This window comes from Streptomyces sp. NPDC051963, assembly GCF_044593495.1.
Classification (GTDB): domain Bacteria; phylum Actinomycetota; class Actinomycetes; order Streptomycetales; family Streptomycetaceae; genus Streptomyces.
The window spans coordinates 492,652-510,334 of the sequence record NZ_JBIUCC010000005.1 but is presented as its reverse complement, the minus strand read 5'-3'; the positions used below and the strand labels follow the sequence as shown (position 1 = coordinate 510,334).

General features: G+C 68.6%; 17 protein-coding genes and 1 pseudogene. 8 read left to right on the top strand and 10 right to left on the bottom strand.

The features are described from left to right. Window positions 1-405 precede the first annotated feature (405 nt). A pseudogene (locus tag ACIHFB_RS23055) lies at window positions 406-603 on the top strand (IS256 family transposase); the annotation flags it as partial. Window positions 604-670: 67 nt separating this feature from the next. Here ACIHFB_RS23055 and ACIHFB_RS23050 read toward each other — a convergent pair. Continuing rightward, window positions 671-856 (bottom strand): DUF397 domain-containing protein, encoded by a 186-nt coding sequence (locus ACIHFB_RS23050; RefSeq protein ID WP_400127761.1) that lies wholly within the window; start codon window positions 854-856, stop codon window positions 671-673. A 5-nt stretch (window positions 857-861) separates the two neighbouring features. Then, entirely contained in the window at window positions 862-1,749 is an 888-nt protein-coding gene (locus tag ACIHFB_RS23045; RefSeq protein ID WP_400127760.1) for a helix-turn-helix domain-containing protein, read from the bottom strand. Window positions 1,750-1,981: 232 nt separating this feature from the next. Between ACIHFB_RS23045 and ACIHFB_RS23040 the strand changes: the two genes are divergently transcribed. The 6 genes from ACIHFB_RS23040 to ACIHFB_RS23015 all read left to right on the top strand — a co-directional run bounded on the left by ACIHFB_RS23040 (window position 1,982) and on the right by ACIHFB_RS23015 (window position 6,510). After that, window positions 1,982-2,419, top strand: coding sequence for an ATP-binding protein (locus tag ACIHFB_RS23040; protein ID WP_400127759.1), 438 nt, complete (start codon window positions 1,982-1,984; stop codon window positions 2,417-2,419). Window positions 2,420-2,483: 64 nt separating this feature from the next. Continuing rightward, on the top strand, window positions 2,484-2,831 hold the full coding sequence (locus ACIHFB_RS23035) for a hypothetical protein (RefSeq protein WP_400127758.1): 348 nt from the start codon (window positions 2,484-2,486) through the stop codon (window positions 2,829-2,831). Continuing rightward, window positions 2,828-3,082, top strand: a complete 255-nt coding sequence (locus ACIHFB_RS23030) for a type II toxin-antitoxin system RelE/ParE family toxin (protein ID WP_400127756.1) — start codon at window positions 2,828-2,830, stop codon at window positions 3,080-3,082. Before ACIHFB_RS23035 ends, ACIHFB_RS23030 begins: the two co-directional genes overlap by 4 nt. Before the next feature lie 109 nt (window positions 3,083-3,191). Next, the gene (locus ACIHFB_RS23025) at window positions 3,192-4,736 is read left to right on the top strand and encodes a circularly permuted type 2 ATP-grasp protein (RefSeq protein WP_365272515.1); all 1,545 of its coding nucleotides are present in this window, start codon (window positions 3,192-3,194) and stop codon (window positions 4,734-4,736) included. Next, the gene (locus tag ACIHFB_RS23020) at window positions 4,733-5,665 is read left to right on the top strand and encodes an alpha-E domain-containing protein (RefSeq protein WP_365272512.1); all 933 of its coding nucleotides are present in this window, start codon (window positions 4,733-4,735) and stop codon (window positions 5,663-5,665) included. Before ACIHFB_RS23025 ends, ACIHFB_RS23020 begins: the two co-directional genes overlap by 4 nt. A gap of 2 nt (window positions 5,666-5,667) precedes the next feature. Beyond that, on the top strand, window positions 5,668-6,510 hold the full coding sequence (locus ACIHFB_RS23015; protein WP_365272510.1) for a transglutaminase family protein: 843 nt from the start codon (window positions 5,668-5,670) through the stop codon (window positions 6,508-6,510). A 67-nt stretch (window positions 6,511-6,577) separates the two neighbouring features. Here ACIHFB_RS23015 and ACIHFB_RS23010 read toward each other — a convergent pair whose 3' ends face one another. Continuing rightward, window positions 6,578-7,684, bottom strand: a complete 1,107-nt coding sequence (locus ACIHFB_RS23010; protein WP_365272507.1) for a substrate-binding domain-containing protein — start codon at window positions 7,682-7,684, stop codon at window positions 6,578-6,580. A 295-nt stretch (window positions 7,685-7,979) separates the two neighbouring features. Between ACIHFB_RS23010 and ACIHFB_RS23005 the strand changes: the two genes are divergently transcribed. Then, complete coding sequence (locus ACIHFB_RS23005; RefSeq protein ID WP_365272504.1) at window positions 7,980-9,395, top strand: cellulose 1,4-beta-cellobiosidase; 1,416 nt, start codon at window positions 7,980-7,982, stop codon at window positions 9,393-9,395. 69 nt (window positions 9,396-9,464) lie between these two features. Here the strand turns inward: ACIHFB_RS23005 and ACIHFB_RS23000 are convergent, their stop codons facing one another. The 7 genes from ACIHFB_RS23000 to dnaK all read right to left on the bottom strand — a co-directional run bounded on the left by ACIHFB_RS23000 (window position 9,465) and on the right by dnaK (window position 17,598). Further along, window positions 9,465-9,746 (bottom strand): hypothetical protein, encoded by a 282-nt coding sequence (locus ACIHFB_RS23000; protein ID WP_365272502.1) that lies wholly within the window; start codon window positions 9,744-9,746, stop codon window positions 9,465-9,467. Between the two features lie 17 nt (window positions 9,747-9,763). Further along, window positions 9,764-10,480, bottom strand: a complete 717-nt coding sequence (locus ACIHFB_RS22995) for an amidase domain-containing protein (protein WP_365273409.1) — start codon at window positions 10,478-10,480, stop codon at window positions 9,764-9,766. Between the two features lie 686 nt (window positions 10,481-11,166). After that, window positions 11,167-13,140 carry a DNRLRE domain-containing protein gene (locus tag ACIHFB_RS22990; protein ID WP_365272500.1) on the bottom strand — a complete coding sequence of 658 codons (1,974 nt, stop codon included), beginning with the start codon at window positions 13,138-13,140 and terminating at the stop codon, window positions 11,167-11,169. Between the two features lie 278 nt (window positions 13,141-13,418). Continuing rightward, window positions 13,419-13,868, bottom strand: coding sequence for a heat shock protein transcriptional repressor HspR (locus ACIHFB_RS22985; protein ID WP_365272497.1), 450 nt, complete (start codon window positions 13,866-13,868; stop codon window positions 13,419-13,421). A gap of 5 nt (window positions 13,869-13,873) precedes the next feature. Continuing rightward, the gene (gene dnaJ, locus ACIHFB_RS22980; RefSeq protein WP_365272494.1) at window positions 13,874-15,052 is read right to left on the bottom strand and encodes a molecular chaperone DnaJ; all 1,179 of its coding nucleotides are present in this window, start codon (window positions 15,050-15,052) and stop codon (window positions 13,874-13,876) included. A 45-nt stretch (window positions 15,053-15,097) separates the two neighbouring features. Beyond that, on the bottom strand, window positions 15,098-15,751 hold the full coding sequence (grpE, locus tag ACIHFB_RS22975; RefSeq protein ID WP_365272491.1) for a nucleotide exchange factor GrpE: 654 nt from the start codon (window positions 15,749-15,751) through the stop codon (window positions 15,098-15,100). After that, window positions 15,748-17,598: a molecular chaperone DnaK gene (dnaK, locus tag ACIHFB_RS22970; RefSeq protein WP_365272488.1), complete on the bottom strand. Its 1,851-nt coding sequence runs from the start codon at window positions 17,596-17,598 to the stop codon at window positions 15,748-15,750. The genes grpE and dnaK overlap by 4 nt, the downstream gene beginning before the upstream one ends. Between the last annotated feature and the right edge of the window lie 85 nt (window positions 17,599-17,683).

Here is a 17,683-nt window from a genome sequence, read left to right as displayed (position 1 = left end):
AGTCAGCGCCCACCCGCTGCATGAGTGGCAGGACTTGGCTCTACACCTAACCCGACCTGCGAGCCGAGATCGAACGCCTCCGCCAGCACCACCGCCCCGCAGCCAGCTCCGCCCGGCAAGGCAACGAGCCTCCGAAGAGCCCCTGCTCACGCGGCTGGAAGCAGCCAACGAGCGAACCCGCCAACTTGCCGAGGAGAACCGGCGGCCTCGCCGCCGGCTCGCTCACGCACTCGGCGATCAGCGAGCTGCTGCCCACCGTGAGGACCGTTCACCACATCGCGGTTCGGGAACGATCGGGCCCTGCTGAACACGCCGGTGTCACCCACGACACCTGCGTCACGGACACCATCCACGACATGAACAACCAGGTCACAGCCAACGATCGAGAACGAGCTCGAGATAACACTGGAGTCCACCTTCTCCACCGTCCGCTTGCGGACCAAGGTCACCCGAGGCGCAGGCTGCCGCACCGCCGCCCTGGCCATGGTCTTCAAGCTCATCGAGTCCGCCCAACAACGGTGGCGGGCGGTGAACGCACCACACCTCGTCGCCCTCGTCCGCGCCAGCGCTCGCTTCGAACGCGGCCAGCTCGTCGAGCGCCCCGAACGTCGATGCCGCGGGCGCCCCTGCCACCAGGTGTCGATGGGGCGGGCGAGGCTTGACACCCCCGCTAACGCCTCCCCAGATACGCGGCGAACTCTGCCCATACCTCCGCCGCGAGCCGGAGTATCGGACCGTCCTGGTCCTTGGAGTCCCGGACCGCGACCGTGCCGGGTATGTTGCGGGCGACTTCGACGCACTCCTGGCCGGCGTCTCCGCCGCTGTAGCTGGACTTGACGAACTCGAACTCGGTCACCGGGCCTACAACTCCTTGCGAATGGTCTCGATCAGATCGACGGCGTTGCGCTCCGCCAGCCCGACCCGCGCGATGCGGTCGAAGGTCCCGCCATGACGGGCGGCGTCCTCCCCACTCTCCAACCAGAGGGTAGAAGAAGGTACGTCCATGTGTACGACGTCCAACGCCGCGGGCTCGGCGAACGAGACGATGCTGAACGCCCCGATCATGCCGGGATTGGCGCCCGCCAGGAACGGCACCACCTGGATCTTCACCGTGTTCAAGGCAACCATTTCGAGCAGATGCCCCAGCTGTTGCCGCATCACGTCACGGCCACCGACGAGCTGACGCAGCGCACCTTCATGGATCACGGCCCACAACTCCAGTGGGCGTTCCGACCGCAGTCGGGCTTGGCGAGCCAGCCTCGCCTCTACGAAAGGCTCGATCTCGCTCGGGTCCTCCCACGAACCTGCGCCCACCGCAACAGACCGCGCGTAGTCCGGCGTCTGCAACAACCCGGGAATGAAGGAAAGTTGCCAGGTTCGGATGCTGGTGGCGATGTCCTCCAGCGCGACGTACTCGACCATCGCGGGAAGCTGCGGATACTGATTCCACCATCCCTGGGCTTTGCGCCTCTCCCGATCCGTGCGCGCCAGCGCCAGTAGCCGCCCGATCACCGCGTCGTCGGTCTCGCCATACAGGTGGCACAGCGCACGGATGTCCGGCTCCCGCATGGGCACCCCGCCTCGCTCCATCTTGGCGACCTTGGACACAGAAGCTGAGAGCACTTCCGCCGCATGGGGCTGCCGCATGCCGCAGGCCTCACGCATGCGCAGCAACTCACCCCCCAGTCTGCGCGCGAGCACCGTTGACACGATCTTGCCGCGGTCAGGGTCCCGCTCCCTGCCTGTCATCCCGTCTGCCCTCTCGCTGGGTTGGTCACGGTTCCTAGCACCTTATTGCAAGCAAGCCCGTTCGATTACATCTTTCTGGCGAACGACTTGATGGCATGCCATCGTGAGCGCTACGGTCGGTACTCAATCACCCACTCTGCGACACCAGTTGGCGGAAGTGCACCAGCTGCGCGGACCACATCCGCATTTGGCGAGCCACCCCAACTCCCGGCATTGCACAAGGAGGTGCTCCGTGACTGGCTCATGCCCGCCCGGCAACCCGAAGCCGTACGACCGCTACGACACCGCCAGCTACACGCCATACCCGCAGAACATCCCCCGCGCCCGCAGACACGTCGCCCAACTCGCCATGGACTGGGGGCACCCCGGCGCCGCCGACGACGCGGCACTCCTCGCGAGCGAGTTGTGCACCAACGCCCTGGTGCACGGGTGTCTGCGGGACCGCCTGTTCCGAGTGGAGACGTCCCTCACGGGCGCTGCGCTGCGCGTCGCCGTGACCGACCCGCGAGGCGAACGGCTCCCGTACTCCCGCCCCTCCGCCGCCGATGACCAGTTCGGCCGGGGCCTGCTCATCGTCCGCATGCTCGCCGACCGCTGGGCAGTGGAGAAGCTCACTGTCGGCAAGACGATTTGGGCAGAGCTGGACATTCGGGGAGCTGCGGATGCGTAGTCTGCTCGGCCGCCTGCGAAGGTGCCGCAGCGGTAGCTTGGCCGCACGGCGAAAGGAGACGCACATGGCGATCGAGTGGCAGGGCGCCGTTGCCGAGGCTCGGGAAGTCACCGGCTTCACGGACAAGGTCGTCCAGCGAACCGTCGACGGAATCGGAGCTGCCCTGCGGCTTGACCACCGCGCCGACTTCTACACGGAGCTGGGCGTCTTGGCCGACTCCGCCGGCTTCGACGCATTCCTCAACCACTGGTGGACCCAGGCACTCGCCGACTCGGCAGCGGACGAGGACGCACGCGAGCAAGCAATCGACTTCGCAGACGTGGCCGTATCCCTGTACGCACGAGCCACAGGCGGTCCCACGTCCACCCAGGCCGAGGTCGAAGCGCTCATCTCCGGAGCGGGGGCCTCTTGAGCCACACCATCATCTGGGAAAGGGCCGCTTCCGAAGGCCTCAAGCGCCTCAGGACCCGTGACGGCGACGCCGTGAAGCCGCTCCTCAAAGCGATCAACGCGCTCGCCGACGACCCGGAGCCCGCCGCGAGTAGCAAGCTCGGCAGCACCAGCCTGCGAAGGTTACGCATCGGCGTATACCGGGCCACTTACGAGATTGACGGCCCTGCGGTGTCGATCAAGATCCTCATGGTCGGCAGCACACCACTCTGACCACAGCAGAGACATGGGCGGCCTCGGCACAGGAGTTCCCGAGCACCACGTGAGCTGCCGGAAATCACCAAGTGATCGTTGTGTTACGTACCGCCCTTAACGTCCCTCCATGGCGGACATATTTGACGCATACGCATTGGCCGATGCGTGGGACGAGATGTTTGTGCGGCCGGGTGAGGTCAGGACCGCCTATGAGCCGGTGCTGGCGGCGCTTCAGCCGATCGAGCCGAGTGAACTGCGGTTCCGGGCGGACCAGATGGCCCGGGCGTTCACCGACCGGGGCGTGACCTACGCCTTCGCGGGCGAGGAGCGACCATGGCCGCTGGACCTCGTGCCGAGGATCCTCGACGCCCTGGAATGGGATCTCATACAACGCGGGGTGAGCCAGCGGGTGCGGGCCCTGGAGGCCTATCTCGCCGACGCCTACGGACACTGCCGAGCCTTCGAGGACGGCGTCGTGCCCTGGCGGCTGCTGCTGAACTCGGCCCATTTCCACCGGGCGGCCCAGGGGGTCGAACCACCCGGGGGCGTGCGCATCCATGTCGCCGGCATCGACCTCGTACGGGACGAGGCCGGGGACTTCCGGGTGCTCGAGGACAATGTGCGGGTCCCGAGCGGGGTGTCGTACGTCATCGAGAACCGCAGGGCGATGACCCGGGTCTTCCCCTCGCTCTTCACGGAGCAGCATGTGCTGCCGGTGGACGGGTACCCGCAGCGGCTCCTCGCCGCGCTGCGGGCCGCCGCGCCCGGCGGTACCGCCGATCCCCGGGTCGTCGTCCTGACGCCCGGGCCCAGCAACGCCGCCTACTTCGAACACGCCCTGCTCGCCCGGCTGATGGGTGTGCAGCTGGTCGAGGGGCACGACCTGGTGTGCCGCGGCAACCGGGTCTGGATGCGGACCACGCGCGGGGAGGTGCCCGTCCATGTCGTATACCGGCGGCTCGACGACGACTTCCTCGATCCGCTGCACTGCCGGCCCGACTCGGTGATCGGCTGCCCCGGCATCCTCAGCGCCGCCATGGCGGGCAACGTCACACTCGCGAACGCCGTGGGAAACGGCATCGCGGACGACAAGCTGCTGTACACGTACGTCCCGGATCTCATCCGCTACTACCTCGGCGAGGAACCGATTCTCCCCAATGTGGAGTCCTATCGGCCCGAAGAACCAGGGCAGTTGGAGGCGGTCCTCGACCAGATCGACCAGCTGGTCGTGAAGCCGGTCGACGGGGCCGGCGGACAGGGCATCGTGATCGGGCCCAAGGCGGACCGGAAGACGCTGGAGCGGGCCCGGAAGGCCGTCGCCGCCGACCCCCGCGGCTGGATCGCCCAGCGGCCGGTCGCGCTGTCCACCTCCCCCACCCTCGCGGGCGAGCGGATGGCTCCCCGCCACATCGATCTGCGCCCCTTCGCCGTGAACGACGGCAACGATGTCTGGGTGCTGCCCGGCGGTCTCACCCGGGTCGCCCTCCAGGAGGGCAACCTGATCGTCAACTCCAGTCAGGGCGGCGGCTCCAAGGACACGTGGGTGCTGGCCGAGGGCCCCGCCGACCGTCCGGAACCGGCGCCGACCGCCGGCCCGCCGGGCGTCGCACCCCGTCAGCTCGGACCCGACGGCTCCCCCACCGTCGTACAGGAAGGGGCGCAGCAGCAGTGAACGACGTGATCCTGTCCCGTATCGCCGAGGCGCTGACCTGGACCGGCCGCTATGTCGAGCGGGCGGACGCCACCGGGCGCATCCTCGACGCGTATCTGCACCGCCTGCTGGAGGACCCCTGGCGCGACGAGGACGTGGCCTGCCGGTCGCTGTACGCGATCCTGGGCGTCGACGCGGGCGACGCCCGCGTGGACATGCAACAGGTCCTCGACCAGCTGGCGTTCGACGCCCACTCGACCTGCTCCATCGAGGGCGCGCTGGGCGCGGCCCGGCTGAACGCGCGCAGCGCGCGTGAGGCGGTGTCCTCCGAGATGTGGGAGTGCCTCAACGCGACCTGGCACGCGCTCGGCGAACAGCGGCGCGCTGCCCGCCGTACCGGCCCCTACGCCTATCTCGAACTGGTCCGCAGCCGGGCCGCGCTCTTCTTCGGCCTCGCCGACTCCACCATGAGCCGGGACGACAGCTGGCGCTTCGTCGTGCTGGGCCGGAGTCTTGAGCGGGTGGACATGACCGTACGGCTGCTGTCCGTACGCGTGCTGGACGCCGCCCACGCGCCGGACTGGCCGACGCTGCTGAGCGCGAGCGGGGCGGACGAGGCGTACGCGCGTGTGTACAGCGGTTTCGGCGACAGCCCGAGGGTCGCCGAATTCCTGCTCCTGGACCGGGCGTTCCCGCGCTCGGCGCTGCACGCGCTGACGACGGCCGAGGAGTGCCTGACGGCGCTGGGCCGCCCGCGCCAGGACCCGGCGCGCCGCCCGATCGGCCGGATGCGCACCCGCCTGGAGTATCTGGACTCCCATGCCCTGGAAGAGCAACTGCCCCTGCTGCTGAGCGACTTGCAGCAGTCCTGCATGGCCTCCGCGGAGGCGGTGGCGGAGCGGTTCTTCCCGTACCAGGGGCCCGTCGAGTGGGCCCAGGAAGGGGCGTGAGCATGACCAGCCGCCTCCGTATCAAGCACATCACGAAGGTCTCGTACGCGCAGCCGGCCGCCTCGTCCCACAACGAGGTCCGGATGACCCCGCTGACGGTGCCCGGCCAGACCACCCTGGACGCCCGGGTCAGCATCACCCCGGCGACGGCGACCTGGTCGTACTGGGACTACTGGGGCACCCAGGTGACCGGCTTCGACCTCATGGACCCGCACGCCGACCTCACGATCACGGCGACGAGCCTGGTGGAGACGGCCCCGCCGCAGGCCCTGCCCGAGGCGCCCGAGTGGACCGAGATCGCGGGACGCACGGCGGACTCCCGCCTCCTCGAATTCGCGAACGCAACAGCGCGTACGACGGTCCCGGCGGAGCTCGTGGCGAAGGCGAGGGAGGCTTCCGCCGGCCTCGACCCGCACCGGACGGCGATCGCGGTGTCCGCGCTGGTCGCCGACCGGGTCTCCTACCTCCCCGGCACCACGGGCGTGAACACGTCCGCCGCGGAGGCCTGGGAGCAGGGCGCGGGCGTCTGCCAGGACATCGCCCACGTCACGATCGCCCTCCTGAGGGGCCTCGGCCTTCCCACGCGCTATGTCTCCGGCTACCTCCACCCCGAACGCGACGCGGAGTTGCACCGCCCGGTCGCCGGCCAGAGCCACGCCTGGATCGAGTACTGGGCGGGCGACTGGTGCGGCTACGACCCCACCAACCGGACCCGGGCCGACGAGTCCCATGTCGTGGTCGGGCGGGGCCGCGACTACGACGACGTGACCCCGCACAAGGGCATCTACCGCGGCGTGGCGGGCGGCCCGCCGGAGGTGACGGTGGAGTTCACGCGGGTGGGATGAACGGACGGGAGGGCGGGCCGGAGGCATTCCGGCCCGCGGAAGACGAACCGCCTGTCCAGCGGAGCGCCTAGTCCAGCCCGATCTCCGCGCACGCGGACTTGTACTTGGAGGTGCAGATGTCCGACAGCTGGTAGATGTCGTCGGCGAGGACCGTGTCCTTGATGGTGTTCTTCGTCAGTGCGACGACGGGGACGAGCTGGGCCGGGATGTCCTTGTCCGTGGGGCTGTCGACCTTGTCGCGGGTGAGGGCGTCGAACTGGATGCCCTTGCCCTGGATCTTGGCGACGGCCATCTCCGCGGCGGCCTCGGCTTCCTGCGGGTACGACTTGTAGACGCTCATGAACTGCTCGCCGCCGATGATCCGCTGCACGGCGGCCAGTTCGGCGTCCTGGCCGGTGATCGGCGGCATGTCGGTGACGCCCGCGTTCTTCAGGGCCTTGATGATGCCGCCTGCCATGCCGTCGTTGGCGGAGTAGACACCGGCGATGTTGTCCACGCCGATCGCGGCGATCGCCTCCTCCATGTTGGCCTCGGCGTTCTCCGGCTTCCAGTCCTTGGTGTCGTAGGACTCGGCGATCACCACCTTGCCGGTGAGCTCGTCGAGCGCGCCCGCCTTGAACTGCTTGGCGTTGGGGTCGGTGGGCGAGCCGTTCATCATGACGATCTTCTTGGTGGCGTCCTCGCCGTTGCCCAGCGCCTCGACGAGGGAGCGGCCCTGGACCTCGCCGACCAGTGAGTTGTCGAAGGAGATGTACGCGTCGATCGGCCCCTCGGCCAGCCGGTCGTAGGCGATGACCGGGATACCGGCCTCCTTGGCCTTCTTCACGCCGCCCGCGATGAGGTGCGCGTCCACCGCGTCCAGCAGGATCACATCGACCTTGTCGTCGATCATCTGCTGGAGCTGGCTCGCCTGCTTGTCGGCGCTCGCCTCGGCGTTGGCGTACTCGACCTTGCCCTGGTTCCTGGTGAGGGACTCGACCTTCTTCTTGATGATCGGGTAGTCGAAGCTCTCGTACCGGGAGTTCGCCTTCTCCGGCAGCAGCAGCCCCAGGGTGATGTCGTTGCCCTTGGTCGGGCTCGCGTCACTGGCGTTCCCTGACGCGTTGAGCACGCCGCACGAGGCAAGCGACAGGGTCATCGTGGACGCGGCCAGTGCTATGGCGGTACGACGCATGAAGGGGCTCACTTCTGGTGTCTTCTGGACGTGGGCGCAGCATTGCGACCCAGGTGACTGAAAAGCCAACGCGTACGTGCCCACCGGCGTCAAGCGGAACTACTTAACGAGATGACAACATCACCCTCCGCTTGCTTGTGAAGACTTGGCAGATACCTCTCCAAGCTCCCTTTACGGACCCTCCATTCGACGCATGTAACTGTGTGGGCGAAGATCCGTACAACCAACGCCATTCCTCGCGAGTCATGATCACCGCAGCATCGTTCTGTCGTTCCGATCCCGACCAGAGGGCCGAATGAACCCAGCCAGACGCAGGACCGCCGCGGCGGCGACCGCGGTCGTGCTCGTCACCACCGGCGGCCTGCTCAGCACCGCCGCCCCGGCCTCCGCGGCCGTGAGTTGCGCATCCCCCGTCTTCAAGCGCCAGTTCTTCGCGAACACCACCTTCTCGGGCACCCCCAAGAAAACGGACTGCGACAGCGCGATCGACCAGACCTGGAGCGGCGCCCCCGCCACCGGCCTGCCGAGCAACAACTTCGGCGTCCGCTGGACCGTGACGCGGGACTTCGGCTCAGGCGGCCCCTTCAGCCTCAATGCCTCGGGGTTGGACGGCATCCGCGTCTACCTCGACCCGGGTACGGACAACGCCCGCAAGATCAACCTCTGGAAGAACGTCTCGACGACCGTCTCCAAGACCGTCAACGTGACGATCCCCTCCGGCAAGCACACCCTGCGCATCGACTACGTCAACTGGACCGGCAGCGCGAAGGTCAAGTTCGGCTATAAGCCCCGTACTTCGGCGAGCGTCGACAAGGTGAAGCCGCTGCCCCCGACGGGCACTTCGGTGTCGTACGACACGGCCACGGGCAAGGCCAAGCTGACCTGGGCGAAGAACAAGGAAATGGACCTCGCGGGGTTCCGGATCTACCGGCGGGCCAAGGGCGGCTCGTACCCCGGCCCACCGCTGGCGACGACGGCTTCGACGTCGTACACGGACTCCACCCTCCCGGTGACCGGCGCCGCCTACGAGTACTCCGTCCGCGCCTACGACAAGGCCGGCAACGCGTCGTCGGGGACGGCTCCGCTGACCGTCACCACGGCCGACCGGACGGCGCCGGGCGTGCCCGGTTCGCTGAGCACCGTCTCCGAGCCGGAGGGACTCCGGGTCGGCTGGGGCGCTGTCGAGGGTGCCGTGTCGTACCGGGTGTACAGGGCGGCCACCGCGGACGGGACGTACACGCGGGTCGGGAGCGCCTCCGGGGTCTCGTACGTGGACACCTCGGCCGCCGAAGACGGCACCTACCACTACCGGGTGACCTCCCTCGACGCGGCCGGCAACGAGTCCGCGCTGTCCGCCGCCGTCAGCGGCACGCGCAAGGACCTCACCCCGCCGCCCGCGGTGACCGGGGTGACCGTCACCCCGACCGAGTACGGCTTCCATGTGACCTGGGACGCCAACCCGGCCCCCGACCTGGCGAGTTACGTCGTGCGCAGGGGCGAGCTGTGGGGGGACGAGGAGCAGCGGATCTGCTCCCTCTACCCGGGCTACCACGTGGGCCCGGAGGCCACCTCGTACGAGTACCAGACCGTCCCGGACGGCGAGAAGTCCTGCTTCATCGTCGACGCCGTGGACGACGACGGGAACTCCTCCTTCCAGTGGACCGGCGAGGCCCAGATCGTCATCGCGACCGAACTGGACCTGACGCAGTAGGTCGGAAAAGCCGGGCCCATGGATACGGGCCCGGCTTCCTTTACCGGTGGTGCTTCTACCGGTAGTGCTTCACCAGAGGGAGATGTACGGCGACATCGCCGGGTACCACGCCAGCGCGAGGCACGGCAGCAGACACAGCCGTGCCGCGGTGAGCGACCAGCCCACCCGCCGGGGCCACAACTGCTCACGCGAGACGAGGGCCAGGGTCAGCAGGAGCGAGACCGCGAGTCCGACGCTGGACCACTCCATGTACGGAACGTCCGCGAGGAAGACGTACGGGTCGTCATGCCAGGTCCACAGGGTCCGGGCCACGAGCAGGGTCAGGACCGCCTCCGCAGCGACGATCCACACCCAGGCTCCCCGCCGCATCAGTACCACTCCGGCTTGGGCCGGTAGATCCAGATCTTCATCTTCGGCTCGGCGGCCTTCTGGGCCGACAGGGCCCGGTACTTGTAGTTCTTGTTGTGCTGGGTCACATAGATCTTCCCGTTGCTGATCTTGCTGATGATCGAGGCGTGGTCGACCTTCCCGTCGTTCTTCCAGTCGTAGAGGATGATGTCACCGGTGAACGCGTTGCTCGTGTTCCGCTTGGAGTGCAGCATGTGCCGCTCCATGAACGTCTTGAGGTAAGCCGCGTTGATCCACGTCCAGGTCTCCTCGTGGATCCAGTTGCTCGGCTTGCGCCACCAGTAGTCCTTGCTCTTGTGGTTCTCGTCGCCGGAGCCCTTCATCCTGATGTCACCGCCCAAGTGCATCACCCGGGAGACGAAGTTGGTGCAGTCCGAGCCATACATGGCCGGCGCGTTCCAATTGGTCACGGCCCAGGTGGCCGCTCCCGTGCGCAGGTAGGTACCGGCCTGAAGGGCGTCGAAGGAGACCGTGGTGGCGGTGGTCTCGCTGCCGTCGTCCGTGGAGTCGCCGTCGAACGCCGAGGGTTCGAGGCCGTCCGCCTGAAGGTCTCCCTCGACGGCGTTGGCGAAGTCGTCCAACGCGGCGCCGGTCGGCCGCACCACCACCTCCTTGGCGGCCGCGGTGACCACGGAGAGCAGTACCGGCTCCGCACCGGCGGAGAAGGTGTAACGCATCTCGGTCTGGCCGGTCTGCTCGGTCGGGTCGGCGGTGGCGGTGCTGACGTCGGTGACGATGGTGTCCGAGGTGTGCACCGTCGCGCGCAGGGTGACCTTCGTCCCGTCGGCCGACGGGATGGCCAGCACATCGGTGAACGTGGCATCGGGCGAGATGTTGTCCGAGTCGTCCTCGGAGCCCGCGACCCGCTCCCGCAGCAGCGCTTCCTGGTCCTTGGCGAGACGGTTGACGAACTGGGCGCCGTACGCGCTGTTCGCGGCGGCGTCGTTGGCGTCGACATAGCTGCCCTGGACGAGGCCGCCCCGGGCGAAGTGGTAGGCCTGCATGGCCGTCGAGTACGCGTCCGTACCGCCTGTCACGGCCGCCGGCACGATGCCGCCCGACGTGGCGGTCGGGCCGGTGCCGTAGGCGTTCTTACCGGTCACCTTGAAGGTGTAGGTGACGTCCCCGGCGTCCGCGTCGAGGTTGTCGAAGACCGCGGACAGGCCCGTGGTGGTCTTGGTGCCGACCGTCGTGCCGTCGTTGGCCGTCGCGGTGACGGTGTAGGTGACCACGTCGGTCGCCTCACCGGTGAACTCCGCCGCGGACCAGGTCACCAGGGCGCCGTGCTCGCCGGGCACGGCCTTGAGGTCGGTGACCGCCTCGGGCGCGGTGCCGGTGGTGCCGGAGCTCCCGGTCTCCTCGGTCACGTCCAGCGTGAACGTCTGCAGCGCGGTGTAGGCGGAGCACACGCCGTCCGCGCAGGCTCGCATCTTCCAGCGGTAGGTGGCGCCGTCGGTGAGCAGCCCGTCCGACACCTTCGCGACGGCCCGGTCGCCGTCCTGGACGGCGGCGGTGAGGGGCTGGCCCACGGCGTTGCCGGCGGCGTCGTAGAGCAGGTACTCGGCGGACACGGCACCCCGGCCCGCGGCCGTGACGACGCCGGTGAGCAGCGGGGTCGTGGTCTGGACGGCACCGGTCGCGAGGTCGGTGGGCACCTCGGGCGCGGGGCCTTTGAGGTGTCGACCATGAAGGTCTTCCAGGCGCTCCAGGCCGTGGAGTAGTCGCTCCCGTCGTAGGCACGGGCCCGCACCCTCAGGTGCTTGCCGTTGGGCAGCGGGTTCTCCACCGGTAGGGCGAGGGTGGCGACCTCCATGGTGTCGACGTAGGGGGTGTCCGTGGTGAGCGTGTACGTCGTGTCGTTGTACGCCGGGTCCGGCTCGATGGCGTACTGGGCGCGCGCCCGCTGCGGATCGCCGTCGTTCACCAGGGTCGACAGCACGGGCGTGGTCGAGGTGATCACGTTGGTGCCGGTGACCGGCGCCAGGGCGGGCGCGGCCGGCACCTCGGGGTAGGAGTTGTACGTGATCGTCAGGTGCGGTTCCGTAGAGCCGTCGCCGGAGACGTGGTTGGCGGAGTGGAAGCGCCGCCAGGTGGAGGAGTCGGTCTCGTCGACACCGCGGACCAGCAGGCCGTGGTTGGCCGTGCCGCTGGTCCACGCCCTGACGATGGTGTCGATGTCGAAGTTCATCGTGCCGGCCGGGCAGTCCGCGGAGTAGCCCTTGGCGGCGGTGTTGATCACCTGCCCCGTGGTGGTGGCGGCGGGCGGATCGGCCCAGGTGACGGTGGACGACGACCAGGACTCGGTGATCCGCCGCACGGCCGTGCCGGTGCCCACCGTGCAGGCGGAGGACCAGTACGAGTACAGCGCCAGGTTGGTGTCGATGACGTGGACGCCCTCGTAGCCCGCGAGATCGAACTTCAGGAACGAACGCGCCACGGTGGTACCGGCGTTGTACGTGCCCGACTTCAACTCGGTCGAGGAGACCTGGGAGTCGGGGTAGTTGGTGGCGACCCAGGTGTCGGTGGTGACCGCCAGGGTGCTGGTCGGGTCGACGGTGACCGGGTACGTCAGGTCCTGCGTGAAGTAGTCGGCGTCCGGGCGCAGTACGAGGGTCTGGGCGCCGTCGGCCGCGGTCTCGATCTCGGTGTCCACGGCGGCGAGATGCTTGGACTCACCGGACTTCTTGCCCACCGAGGAGTCCCACATCATCGGCGCCGGGGCCTCGGCGACCAGCTTGCCCGCCTTGTTCTTCAGCAGCAGGTGTCCGGAGTCCGCCTCGGACAGGGTCAGGCCCTTGAGGATGACCGGGATGCGGTAGGTGAGGTCGCCGGTGGGCGCCTCGTCGAGGAGGACGTTCTGGGAGAAGCCCTGCTTCAGGGCGGTGACCGTCAGGGTCTGGCCGTCGCCCAGGTCGTAGGAGGCGGTGTCCTCCTTGACGGTCGGCGTGGACAGGGTGTCCTCCCAGCCGAGCGCCATGGAGGCGCCGCCCTCCGAGACGGAGGCCAGCTTCTTGTCGCCGCCGTCGGAGACGGTGATGTCGGCGGCTGCGGCCTCGGGCTCCAACGCGGCGCCCTCGTCGGCGAGTTCCGTGTCGATGTGCTGCCAGGAGCCGTCGTCCTGCTGGACCCGCACCGGCCCGGCGTACGACTCGGCGGTCAGCGTGCCGTCCGGGTTCACATACACGGAGGAGGTCTCGGTGCGCTGGGAGACCAGCTCGATGCGCCGGTTCCGGATCTTCGCGTTGCGCCGGGCGGCCTGCTCCTCGCTGAGGCCCAGCAGCTCGGCTATGTCCGGGGCGGCGTCGCCGAGGGTGACGGCCTGGGCGGGACTGTTCACGATCTCGTCGCTCTGCGCCGGGAAGGGCGCGACCGACGGGTCACCGGCCAGGAATCCGGGCCAGCGTCATCGCCGCCGCGGCCTGGATCCACCGTCTTCGGTTGGTGCGTTGCACTCCAACTCCTTTGGAGAGTCCCCTTGATGCTTTCCGGGGGTGGAGCGCAAGATATACAATTGATCTTCGAAAAATCGCGGATCTGTGATCGAAAGGTGATCACGACGTGGAGAGGGCCGGGAGGTTCGCCAACCTCCCGGCCCTCTCCACACGTCCGCGTCGGTCAGTCCGACTGCCGTCCCTTCGGCCGCCACACCACCAGCGCGCTGGTCTGCTGGACCTCCTGGTACGGGACCAGGTCCCGGCGGTAGGAGGCATGGACGGCCGCTTCCCGCTGCTGCATCGCCGCCGCCGCGCCGTCCAGCGCGGCCTGCATCTCGGACATCCGGGCCTGAAGCGCCGCGACCTGGTTCTCCAGTTCGATGATGCGCTTGATGCCGGCCAGGTTGATGCCCTCGTCCTGCGACAACTGCTGCACGGTGCGCAGCAGTTCGATGTCGCGGGCCGAGTAGCGGCGGCCGCGCCCGGCGGTGCGGTCCGGAGACACGAGGCCCAGACGGTCGTACTGGCGCAGTGTCTGCGGGTGCAGGCCGGACAGCTGGGCCGCCACCGAAATGACGTAGACCGGGGTCTCCTCGGTCAGCTCATACGGGTTGCGTCGACGGCCGTCCATCTCCATCAAGCTCCCTTCGCTGCCTGGAACAGCTCAGCCCGCGGATCCTCGCCCGCGGTCGCCTCGCGATACGCCTCGAGTGCGTCACGAGCCTTCCCCGTCAGGTCCTTCGGGACACTCACCTCGACGGTGACCAACAGGTCGCCGCGTGTGCCGTCCTTGCGGACCGCGCCCTTGCCCCGCGCCCGCATGGTGCGGCCGTTGGGCGTGCCCGGCGGCAGCTTCAGGGTCACGGGCGGGCCGCCCAGCGTCGGGACGCGGACCTCTCCGCCCAGCGCCGCCTCGGTGAACGTGACCGGCACGGTCACCGTCAGGTTGTCGTCCTTGCGGCCGAAGACCGGGTGTACGTCGACATGCACGACGACGTACAAGTCGCCCGCCGGGCCGCCCCGTTCGCCGGGTGCGCCCTTGCCGCGCAGACGGATGCGCTGGCCGTCCGACACCCCGGCCGGGATGCGGACCTGCATCGTGCGCGAGGACTTGGCCCGGCCGCTGCCCTTGCAGACCTCGCAGGGGTTCTCCGCGATCAGACCGCGGCCCTTGCAGTCCGGGCAGGGGTCCGTGAGGGAGAAGCCTCCGCCCGAGCCCCTGGCCACCTGGCCGGTTCCCACGCACGTCGGGCAGACCCGCGGGTTGCCGTTCGCGTCGCCCGTGCCCGAACAGGCCTTGCAGGGTGACTGCGAGGACATCCGCAGCGGGACCGTCGCGCCCTCGATCGCCTCGGTGAAGCTGAGGGTGACCTCGGACTCGATGTCCTGGCCGCGCCGCGGCTGGGTGCGTGTGGTGGCGCCGCCGCGGTTGAACAGGCCCCCGAAGACGTCACCGATGCCGCCGCCGAAGCCGCCGGCGTTCGCCCCGCCCTGGGTGCCGCCTCCGAAGAGGTCACCCAGGTCGAAGTTGAAGTTGCCGCCGCCCGCGCCGCCCGGCCCCGGACGGAACCCGCCGTTGCCGAAGAGGGCGCGTGCCTCGTCGTATTCCTTGCGCTTCTTGGGGTCGCCGAGTATGTCGTTCGCCTCGGAGATCTCCTTGAAGCGCTCCTCGGCCTTGGCGTTGCCCTTGTTGGCGTCCGGGTGGTACTCGCGGGCGAGCTTCCGGTACGCCTTCTTGATCTCGGCCTCGGTGGCGTCCTTGGGGACGCCGAGGACCTTGTAGTAGTCCTTCTCGATGAAGTCCTTGGTGCTCATCCTCGACGTCCCTCCTCTCTCGTCGCTCTTGTCGTCAGTTCAACGTCAGCCCTCGTCCGGGCCACCGCTCTCCTTTTCGTCCGCGGCGGACGTCTCCGTCCCGTCCTCGGCCTTGACCGTCTGCGCACCCGGCTGGGGCTCGGCGACGGCCACCCGCGCGGGGCGGATGGTGCGCTCGCCGAAGCGATACCCCGGCTGGAGAATCGCGACGCAGGTCGTCTCGGTGACATCCGGCGCGTAGGAGTGCATCAGCGCTTCGTGGATCGTCGGGTCGAAGGGCTCGCCCTCCTTGCCGAACTGCTGGAGTCCCATCTTCGCCGCGACGGTCTCCAGCGACTCCCCGACGGACTTGAATCCGCCGACGAACTCGCCGTGGTCCCGGGCGCGGCCGATGTCGTCGAGCACGGGCAGGAGCTCGGTCAGGAGGTTCGCGATGGCGATCTCCTTGACCGCGATCCGGTCACGCTCGACCCGGCGGCGGTAGTTCGCGAACTCGGCCTGGAGCCGCTGGAGGTCCGCGGTGCGCTCGTTGAGCGCCGTACGCACCTGGTCCAGCTGGGCCAGCAGGCCCGCGTCCGCGTTCACGTCCCCGGCCGGGGCCGCCCCCTGTTCGGGAGCCGCCTTCGGCTCGGCGTCGTCAGGGGTCGCGCCGGAGGGGACGTCGGGCTTCTCGTCGAAGCCCGGGGTCTCCTCGGTCACGCCGCACCGTCCTTGCGCTCGTCGTCCACGATCTCGGCGTCCACGACGTCGTCGTCGGCCTTGGCGCCGCCTTCGGCGGCACCCTCGGGACCGCCCGCGGCCTGCTGCGCGGCCTGGGCGTCGGCGTACATGGCCTGGCCGAGCTTCTGCGAGACGGCCGCGACCTTCTCGGTGGCCGTGCGGATCTCGGCGGTTTCCTCCCCCTTGAGGGCTTCCTTCAGCTCCTCGACGGAGGCCTCGACCTCGGTCTTGATCTCGCCGGGGACCTTGTCCTCGTTGTCCTTGAGGAACTTCTCCGTCTGGTAGACGAGCTGCTCGCCCTGGTTGCGCGTCTCGGCGGCCTCGCGGCGGGCGTGGTCCTCCTCCGCGTACTTCTCGGCCTCTTCGCGCATCCGGTTGACCTCGTCCTTCGGCAGCGAGGAGCCACCGGTGACGGTCATCTTCTGCTCCTTGCCCGTGCCCAGGTCCTTCGCGGTCACGTGCATGATGCCGTTGGCGTCGATGTCGAAGGCGACCTCGATCTGCGGGACACCGCGCGGGGCCGGCGGCAGACCGGTCAGCTCGAACATCCCGAGCTTCTTGTTGTACGCCGCGATCTCGCGCTCGCCCTGGTAGACCTGGATCTGCACGGAGGGCTGGTTGTCCTCGGCGGTGGTGAAGATCTCGGACCGCTTGGTCGGGATCGTCGTGTTCCGCTCGATGAGCTTGGTCATGATGCCGCCCTTGGTCTCGATACCGAGGGACAGCGGGGTCACGTCGAGGAGCAGGACGTCCTTGACCTCACCCTTGAGGACACCGGCCTGGAGAGCGGCGCCGATGGCGACGACCTCGTCCGGGTTGACACCCTTGTTGGCGTCCTTGCCGCCGGTCAGCTCGCGGACGAGCTCGGCGACGGCGGGCATGCGGGTGGAGCCACCGACGAGGACGACGTGGTCGATCTCGTTGATGGAGACGCCGGCGTCCTTCATGACGTTGAAGAACGGGGTCTTGCAGCGCTCCAGCAGGTCGGCCGTCAGCTGCTGGAACTGAGCCCGGGTGAGCTTCTCGTCCAGGTGCAGCGGGCCCTCGGCGGAGGCGGTGATGTAGGGCAGGTTGATCGAGGTCTCGGTGGACGAGGACAGCTCGATCTTGGCCTTCTCGGCGGCCTCACGCAGGCGCTGGAGCGCCATCTTGTCCTTGCCGAGGTCCACGCCGTGGCCGGCCTGGAACTGCTGGACCAGGTAGTCGACGATGCGCTGGTCCCAGTCGTCACCACCGAGGTGGTTGTCACCGTTGGTGGCCTTCACCTCGACGACGCCGTCGCCGATCTCCAGCAGGGACACGTCGAAGGTGCCGCCGCCGAGGTCGAAGACGAGGATCGTCTGGTCGTCCTTGTCGAGGCCGTACGCCAGGGCGGCGGCCGTCGGCTCGTTGACGATACGAAGGACGTTGAGACCGGCGATCTCGCCGGCTTCCTTGGTCGCCTGGCGCTCGGAGTCGTTGAAGTACGCGGGGACGGTGATGACCGCGTCGGTCACCTTCTCGCCCAGGTAGGACTCGGCGTCGCGCTTCAGCTTCTGCAGGATGAACGCGGAGATCTGCTGCGGGTTGAAGTCCTTCCCGTCCAGCTGGATCTTCCAGTCGGTGCCCATGTGACGCTTGACGGACCGGATCGTCCGGTCCACGTTGGTGACCGCCTGACGCTTTGCCACCTCGCCGACGAGCACTTCGCCGTTCTTCGCGAAGGCGACGACGGACGGCGTGGTCCTGGCGCCCTCTGCGTTGGTGATGACGGTGGGCTCGCCGCCTTCAAGAACGCTGACGACGGAGTTAGTCGTGCCCAGGTCGATGCCGACCGCACGTGCCATGGTTGATTCCTCCAGCTGACTTGAGTGGAACGGACTCAAGTGTGCATGACGTCCGCGACTGGGTCAACAGACCTGAGTCGCAGGG